The organism is Aeromicrobium sp. Leaf272, from assembly GCF_001422865.1.
In the GTDB taxonomy this organism is placed as follows: Bacteria; Actinomycetota; Actinomycetes; order Propionibacteriales; family Nocardioidaceae; genus Aeromicrobium.
Map to the genome: position 1 here is coordinate 279,147 of NZ_LMMY01000009.1, position 7,495 is coordinate 286,641.

Sequence of the window (7,495 nt, forward strand, 5' to 3'; positions counted from 1 at the left end):
CGCCACGACGGCGAACGTGAAGCCGAGGATGAGCGGGCCGAACGCCTCGGGCAGCAGGACGGTGAGCACCACCCGCAGCCGGCTGGCCCCCATCGCGCGGGCCGCCTCGAGGACGCCCGGCTGGACGCTCACCAGGTTCTGCTCGACGATCCGCCCGATGCCGAACATCGACGCGACGACGATCGCGATGATCGCGAACTCGTTGCCGATGCCGCGGATCCCGACCTCGCGCACGAACGGCTGCAGCGCGATCGCCAGGAGGATGAACGGGATCGGGCGGAAGAAGTTCACCACCACGTTGAGCAGCGTGTTGGCCACGGCGTTGGGCCAGATGCCGCCCCGCCGGGTCACGTACAGCGTCGTGCCGAGCACCAGCCCGAGCAGCCCACCGAGCAGCAGACCGGCCCCCGCGAGGTAGAGGGTCACGAAGAACTCGGAGACGAACTCCCCGCGCAGCTCCAGGACGCGATCCATCAGGCCACCTCCCCCGTCGAGCCGGCGACCGCGACGCGGGCCTCCGCCTCCGGCACGTCGGTCACCGTCACGAGCTCGCCGATGCGTCGCACGGCGTCCTCGACGGCGGCGTCCTCGCCGCGCAGCTCCAACGTGAGGTGGCCGAACGCGCGACCCTGGACGTCCTCGATCCCACCGAAGACCAGCTCGAACTCGACGTCACGCCGCACCAGCTCGGCAAAGACCCGCGACTGGCTGACGCTCTCGTCGCGGAAGCTGACCGTGATGAGCCGCCCGTCGTGACGTTCCCGCAGGTGCGCGACGGCACGCGCGTCGGGGACGTCGTCGACGAGCGTCCGCACGAAGCGCTGCGTCGCTGGGTGCGACGGCTGGGCGAAGACGTCGAACGTCGATCCGGCCTCGACGACGCGGCCGCGCTCCATGACGACCACGCGGTCGGCGAGGCTCTTCACGACCTCCATCTCGTGGGTGATCACGAGGATGGTGACGCCCAGCTCGGCGTTCACCCGGCGCAGCAGCGCCACGACGTCGGCCGTGGTCTCGGGGTCGAGTGCGCTCGTGGCCTCGTCGGCCAGCAGGATCGCGGGGTCGGTGGCGAGGGCGCGGGCGATCGCCACGCGCTGCTTCTGCCCGCCGGAGAGCTGCTCGGGGTGCTGGTGCGCCTTCTCGCTCAGCCCCACGAAGTCGAGCAGCCGCTCGATCCGCGCGTGGCGCTCCGCCTGCGGCACGCCCGCGACCGCGAGCGGGTAGGCCACGTTGCCGTAGACCGTGCGGGAGTGGAACAGGTTGAACTGCTGGAAGATCATGCCGATGCCGCGCCGAACCCCCTGCAGCTGCCGCTCCGACAGCGTCGTCACGTCGGTGCCGTCGACGCGGATCGTGCCGCTCGTGGCCGGCTCGAGCGCGTTGACCAGCCGGACCAGGGTCGACTTCCCGGCGCCGGAGTAGCCCACCACGCCGACGATCTCCCCGGCCTCGACGTGGAGGGTGACGTCGTCGACGGCGTGCACGGGCTCACCACCGCGACGGGTGGGCGGGTACGTCTTGCTGACACCCTCGATCTCGATCAGGGCCATGGTCTCCTCCTGGACGTCGGACGCGCAGGCCCGTGCCCGACGACCAGGTCGTGGTCGTCGGGCACGAGCGGCGTCAGGACTGGTTGGCCTTCGTCTCGGCCTCGGCCCGCTCGTACACGTCGACGAGCTCGGACCGCGGCGCCTTCACCAGCTGGGCGGTTCCGCCGGAGACCTGCTGGAGGCCGTCGGTCACGGCCTTGGTGTCCTGGAAGATCTCGACGAGGCGCTGGTAGGTGGGGTTGTCGGCGTCCTCGGCGCGGGCCACGAACACGTTGACGTAGGGCTCGGCCGTCGGGTCGGCGGCGTCGTCGGTCGCCAGGGCGTCGTCGAACGACAGGCCGGCCTTCTCCACGAAGTCGTTGTTGATGACCGCCGCGTCGAGGTCCTCCAGGCTGGTCGCGGTCACGTCGGCCGCGAGCGCCTCGACCTTCACCCGCGAGGCCCCGGTGTCGACGTCGGAGAGGTCGGTGAAGATCGACGGCTCGCCGTCGAGCTCGATCAGACCGTTCTTGGCGAGGATGCCGAGGGCGCGGGCCTGGTTGCTCACGTCGTCCGGGACGGCCACGGTGCCGCCGTCCGGGATGTCGCCGACGGCGTCGTGCTGCGAGGAGTACAGACCCAGCGGGTACACGGCGGTGGAGCCGACCGGGGTCAGGTCAGCGTCGTTGGCCAGGTTGTAGTCGGCCAGGTAGACCAGGTGCTGGAACTGGTTGAGGTCCAGCTCGCCCGCACTGACCGCAGGGTTCGGCTGCGTGTAGTCGGTGAAGTCGCGCAGCTCCACGTCGATGCCCTCCGCGGCGGCGGCGTCGACGAAGACCTCCCAGTACGGGTCGCTGGCACCGACGACGCCGATGGAGACCGTCTCGGCGTCCTCGCCGGCGGCGCTCGTCGCGTCGTCGCCGCGGGTCAGGAAGAACGCGACGAGGGCGATCACGACGACGGCCGCGACGGCCGCGCCCGCGACGAGCGGACCTCGCCGCTTCGGGGCCTCGATGGTGGTGGGCTGCTCAGACATGGCGGGGTCCTTCTCTCGGCGATCGGCCGACACGGGGGCAGGGGACGTCGTCCGGGTGAGGACGACCCCTGCACGCTACGAACTCCCGTCACGACACCGTGACCACGCCCAGCATGCGAGAACGGGCCGAGCAGGGGCCGCGGTAGTGGTACGACTCAGGCCCGGTCGTCGTAGGACCAGACCACGTCGTCGCGGACCACCCTCGCCGGCACCCCGGCGACCACGCTGTGGGCCGGGACCTTCTGACCACGCACCACCGACCGCATCGCCACGACGGCGCCGTCGCCGACGTCGGCGTGACCGGTCACCACGGCGTCCTTGCACAGCCACACGTGCCGGCCGAGGCGGATGTCGGCGCCGAACGGGTTGATCCGCTCGCCCGTGACGCGGTCCTCGAGCCGGTGCATGTCGTCCGTCGCGACGTACACGTCGGAGGCCCACAGCTGCTCGGGGCCGGCCACGATGCTCCCCCCGTTGCGGGCGTCGACCACGGCGCACCGCGTGGCGATGAGCGGGCCGTGCAGCACGATGCTGGACCCGCCGCCGCAGAACAGCTCGCCGGCGGTGATCTCGCAGCCGGCGTCGACGAACACGGTGGCCTCGTCGCCGCCGACGAGCAGGGTCGACACGGTGCGCAGGGCGGACCCGACGGCGATCACGACGTCGCGGACGGGGAACAGCGTCAGCTGGGCGAGGACCTTCTCCGGCAGGCAGGCGCCCTCGGCGAGGTAGAGGGCGTTGTCGCAGTCGTGCCACCACTGCGGGACACCCTCGGTCGCACGGTGCCAGGTGAGGGCGTCGATCGCGCCGGCCTCGGCCCCGGCCGCGCGCAGACGCTCTCGGTGGCCGGGGTCCATGCCCGGGCCCATCGCGTCCTGCGTCGGCGTCGTGATCACCCGTGCATCCTGCCAGCCGCGCCGACCTCAGTGCGCGGGACGCTCGACCTGCGCGACGAGCTCCTGCGGGGCCTGCACGCAGTACGACTCCGTGAGCAGCTCGCGCAGCTCCGCCGGCTCGACGCCGGGACCGTCGTCGAGCACCAGCCCCACCACGTCGCCGCTGCGCCCGACGCGGAAGTAGGGGTGGCCGAGGTGCTCGAAGGCGGCCACCTCGTCCATCGGCGCCCGGAAGGTGACCCGCACGAGGCCGTCCTCACCCCCGAACACGTGGGCGACGTTGTGTCCTCGCACCACCCATCGGGTCCCCGTCCAGGCTCGCTCGCGGCGCGTCTCGGGCAGGTCGTCGAGGACGGCGGCCACCTGCGCCAGCAACGCCTCGGGTACCGGTGCACGTGCCACGCGGAGCAGCCTGCCACGCCCCGCCGACACGACCCGCCGCACGTGCGAGGGCCCCGACCACCTCGCGGTGGTCGGGGCCCTCGTCAGGGGTGGTGCGGGTGGGGGCTCAGAAGCCCATGCCGCCCATGTCGCCCATGTCCGGCGCGCCGCCACCGGCGGCAGCCGGCTCCGGCTTGTCGGCCACGACGGCCTCGGTGGTGAGGAACAGCGCCGCGATGGACGCGGCGTTCTGCAGCGCGGAGCGCGTGACCTTGGCCGGGTCGATGATGCCCGCGGCGATGAGGTCGACGTACTCGCCCGTGGCGGCGTTCAGGCCGTGACCGGCGTCGAGGCCGGCGACCTTCTCCGCCACGACGCCGCCCTCGAGGCCGGCGTTGATCGCGATCTGCTTCAGCGGGGCCGACGCGGCGGTGCGCACGATGTTGGCACCCGTGGCCTCGTCACCCTCGAGCTCGAGCTTCTCGAACGCGGCCTTGGTGGCCTGGACGAGCGCCACGCCGCCACCGGCGACGATGCCCTCCTCGACGGCCGCCTTGGCGTTGCGCACGGCGTCCTCGATGCGGTGCTTGCGCTCCTTGAGCTCGACCTCCGTGGCCGCGCCGACCTTGATGACGGCCACGCCGCCGGCCAGCTTCGCGAGGCGCTCCTGGAGCTTCTCGCGGTCGTAGTCGGAGTCGCTGTTATCGATCTCGGCGCGGATCTGGTTGACCCGTCCGGCGATCTGGTCCTGCGAGCCGCCACCCTCGACGATCGTGGTCTCGTCCTTGGTCGTGACGACCTTGCGGGCCGTGCCGAGCAGCGAGATGTCGGCGTTCTCGAGCTTGAGGCCGACCTCCTCGCTGATGACCTCGCCACCGGTGAGGATGGCGATGTCGGCCAGCATGGCCTTGCGGCGGTCACCGAAGCCGGGGGCCTTGATGGCGACCGACTTGAAGGTGCCGCGCATCTTGTTGACGATCAGGGTGGCCAGGGCCTCGCCCTCGACGTCCTCGGCGATGATCGCGAGCGGCTTGCCCGACTGCATGACCTTCTCGAGCACCGGGACGAAGTCCTTGACCGAGCTGATCTTGCTGTTGACGATGAGGATGTAGGGGTCCTCGAGGACCGTCTCCATGCGCTCGGGGTCGGTGACGAAGTAGCCCGACAGGTGACCCTTGTCGAAGCGCATGCCCTCGGTGAGCTCGAGGTCGAGGCCGAACGTGTTCGACTCCTCGACCGTGATGACGCCCTCCTTGCCGACCTTGTCCATGGCCTCGGCGATGATCTCGCCGACCGTGGGGTCAGCGGCCGAGATGGACGCGGTGGAGGCGATCTGCTCCTTGGTCTCGACATCCTTGGCCATGCCCAGCAGCTGGCTGCTGATGGCCTCGACGGCGGCCTCGATGCCCTTCTTCAGGCCCATCGGGTTGGCGCCGGCGGCCACGTTGCGCAGACCCTCGCGCACGAGCGCCTGGGCCAGCACGGTGGCCGTGGTGGTGCCGTCACCGGCGACGTCGTCGGTCTTCTTGGCGACCTCCTTGACGAGCTCGGCGCCGATCTTCTCGTAGGGGTCCTCGAGCTCGATCTCCTTGGCGATGGAGACACCGTCGTTGGTGATCGTGGGCGCGCCCCACTTCTTCTCGAGCACGACGTTGCGACCCTTGGGGCCGAGCGTCACCTTGACTGCGTCGGCAAGCTGGTTCATGCCGCGCTCGAGGCCGCGACGGGCCTCTTCGTTGAACGCAATGGTCTTGGCCATGTGGAACTCTCCGGTTCGACGTGGTGGGTGTGACCGGTCGGTGCCCGCGACGGACGAGCCCTGCGCCGCGGCGAACCCTTCCCGCTGCGGCCGTGACCCTCACCGGGCCGGTCTGATGTCTAGCACTCTCACTATAGGAGTGCTAACCAACGACTGGCAATCGGGTCCCGAGAGTGCCAACCCGCCCCGCGGGACGACCTGTCAGTCCTCGTCGCCGATGACGAGGCGGGGGAGGCGGTCGCGCCAGGGCCGGCCGCGGGTCTCACCGCGAGTGGGATCGACGGCGGCCACGGGGACCGGCACGGGCAGGACCGGAGCGACGGGGTCGCCGGCCTCGTGCTCCGCGGCCTCCGCCAGCCGGTCCTTGCGGGCGATCCACAGGACCGTCGCGACGATCACCACGACCGGGATGAACGCGGGGATGGCCAGCACGGCCACCGGGTGCGTCGTCAGCACCTCTCCCGCGACCGTCGGCTCCATCCGTCGAGCCTAGACCGAGAGGAGCAGGTAGATGCCGGTGAACGTGTAGCCGACCATGAGCACGAGCATGGCGAGCTGGCCGGTGAGCCGGTGCGCACGCGGCAGCAGCGCGAGTGCCCGGTCGTGCGCCGCGACGACGGCCACGACGTGCCCGGCCACCACGAACCCGACCTTGTAGACGGCCAGCACGTCCGGGTGCTCGGACAGGAAGTACGAGACCTCCAGCCCGTTGCCGACCCCCAGGAGCTGGAGCAGGTCGATCGCCGCGGCCTGGCCGCGCTCGAGCAGGTAGGTCAGGTAGTGGGCGAAGATGTAGCCCACGACGATCGGCACCAGCGAGTGCGCCATCAGTCCGGGCAGCGCCCGGCGCTCGTGTGGCGTGACCCCGCCCGTGGCCACCGACGCCGCGACGAACGCCACGCCGACCACGACGCAGAACAGCAGCAGCACCAGTGACGTCGTGAGCGTGGAGTGCGAGCCCGACTGCCACCGCTCGGACGCCGAGAAGCTGTCGAAGGCCGTGGACCCCAGCAGCACCGCGATCGCGGCCACCAGGCCGGGCGCGACGGGCAGCAGCGGCAGAGAGCGCAACGGGTCGTGCGGGTCGAACCTGCGGTCACGCACGAGCGGGGCGAGGCGAGCCACGAAGGCGCTGTAGACGTCGAACGGGTCGGCGCGGTCGAACCAGCGCGGGCCGAACAGCACACCGCCCAGCACCGTGACGACCACGTAGGTGGCCACCCAGGTGCGCACCGTGACGACGTCGCCGGCGTCGGGCGAGACCAGCTCGAGCCACACGAAGGCGAACAGCCCCACCGCCGCCGGCCAGTAGCCCCAGACGTCGCGGTAGGCCACGAAGCCCTCCGGACGACCGGTCGCGCGACCCACCAGCCACTGCAGCGACCGCCACGGCGACAGGTCCTTCCACACGTGCCCGGCGAGCAGCGCCAACGGCACCAGCCCCACCCACACGAGGATGTAGAAGGCGGCGATGCCCGGGTTCGTCGCGTCGTCGGGGCCGAGGAACAGGGCACCCAGGAACCAGGCGGCGAGCAGCGCACCCAGCACGGCGAGCCACGGCCGCCGCGACGGCTCGTCGAGGACGACGTGCCCGGCCGGCGGCTGGAGGCGCGGCTCCTTCCACGCGAACGCCAGCACGGCGAAGGAGATGGTGAGCGCCCACGACGCACCGACGATCGCGTACAGGAACGGGATCGGCAGGTCCGTCGAGCCGCCGACGCCGTGCATCGGCAGCGGCAGCACGGCTCCCACGAACGGATCGAGCACGGGTCAGGGCCGGACGACGAGCTGCACGATCACGGCGTGGGTGGCGTGCGACTCCACCGCCACCTGGCCGGGGCGGTCGATCGTGAACGTCCTCGACGTCTCGTCACCGGCCTCGACGTCGATGCTC

Annotated in this window: 8 protein-coding genes; all 8 read right to left on the reverse strand. The window is 71.3% G+C overall.

The window, feature by feature from the left end; all coding sequences use genetic code 11:
* A partial coding sequence (locus ASF38_RS02890; RefSeq protein WP_235497359.1) for an ABC transporter permease subunit occupies positions 1–474 on the reverse strand: 474 nt, incomplete at its 3' end.
* Positions 474–1,550, reverse strand: a complete 1,077-nt coding sequence (locus tag ASF38_RS02895) for a methionine ABC transporter ATP-binding protein (RefSeq protein WP_056573527.1) — start codon at positions 1,548–1,550, stop codon at positions 474–476. The genes ASF38_RS02895 and ASF38_RS02890, both read right to left, overlap by 1 nt.
* 73 nt (positions 1,551–1,623) lie before the next feature.
* A complete protein-coding gene (locus ASF38_RS02900; protein ID WP_056556215.1) occupies positions 1,624–2,565 on the reverse strand; it encodes a MetQ/NlpA family ABC transporter substrate-binding protein in 942 nt (313 codons plus the stop codon).
* Between the two features lie 155 nt (positions 2,566–2,720).
* Positions 2,721–3,461, reverse strand: a complete 741-nt coding sequence (locus ASF38_RS02905) for a hypothetical protein (RefSeq protein ID WP_156366758.1) — start codon at positions 3,459–3,461, stop codon at positions 2,721–2,723.
* A 27-nt stretch (positions 3,462–3,488) separates the two neighbouring features.
* On the reverse strand, positions 3,489–3,863 hold the full coding sequence (locus tag ASF38_RS02910) for an MmcQ/YjbR family DNA-binding protein (protein ID WP_055966173.1): 375 nt from the start codon (positions 3,861–3,863) through the stop codon (positions 3,489–3,491).
* Between the two features lie 106 nt (positions 3,864–3,969).
* Positions 3,970–5,601, reverse strand: a complete 1,632-nt coding sequence (gene groL / locus ASF38_RS02915; RefSeq protein ID WP_056573528.1) for a chaperonin GroEL — start codon at positions 5,599–5,601, stop codon at positions 3,970–3,972.
* 201 nt (positions 5,602–5,802) lie between these two features.
* Entirely contained in the window at positions 5,803–6,081 is a 279-nt protein-coding gene (locus tag ASF38_RS02920; RefSeq protein ID WP_055963579.1) for a hypothetical protein, read from the reverse strand.
* Between the two features lie 9 nt (positions 6,082–6,090).
* A complete protein-coding gene (locus tag ASF38_RS02925; protein ID WP_235497360.1) occupies positions 6,091–7,353 on the reverse strand; it encodes a hypothetical protein in 1,263 nt (420 codons plus the stop codon).
* Positions 7,354–7,495: the final 142 nt, after the last annotated feature.

Coding starts and splice junctions, on each gene's coding strand:
- ASF38_RS02895 (WP_056573527.1), bottom strand. CDS start 1,550: ATGGCCCTGATCGAGATCGAGGGTGTCAGCAAGACGTACCCGCCCACC.
- ASF38_RS02900 (WP_056556215.1), bottom strand. CDS start 2,565: ATGTCTGAGCAGCCCACCACCATCGAGGCCCCGAAGCGGCGAGGTCCG.
- groL (WP_056573528.1), bottom strand. CDS start 5,601: ATGGCCAAGACCATTGCGTTCAACGAAGAGGCCCGTCGCGGCCTCGAG.
- ASF38_RS02920 (WP_055963579.1), bottom strand. CDS start 6,081: ATGGAGCCGACGGTCGCGGGAGAGGTGCTGACGACGCACCCGGTGGCC.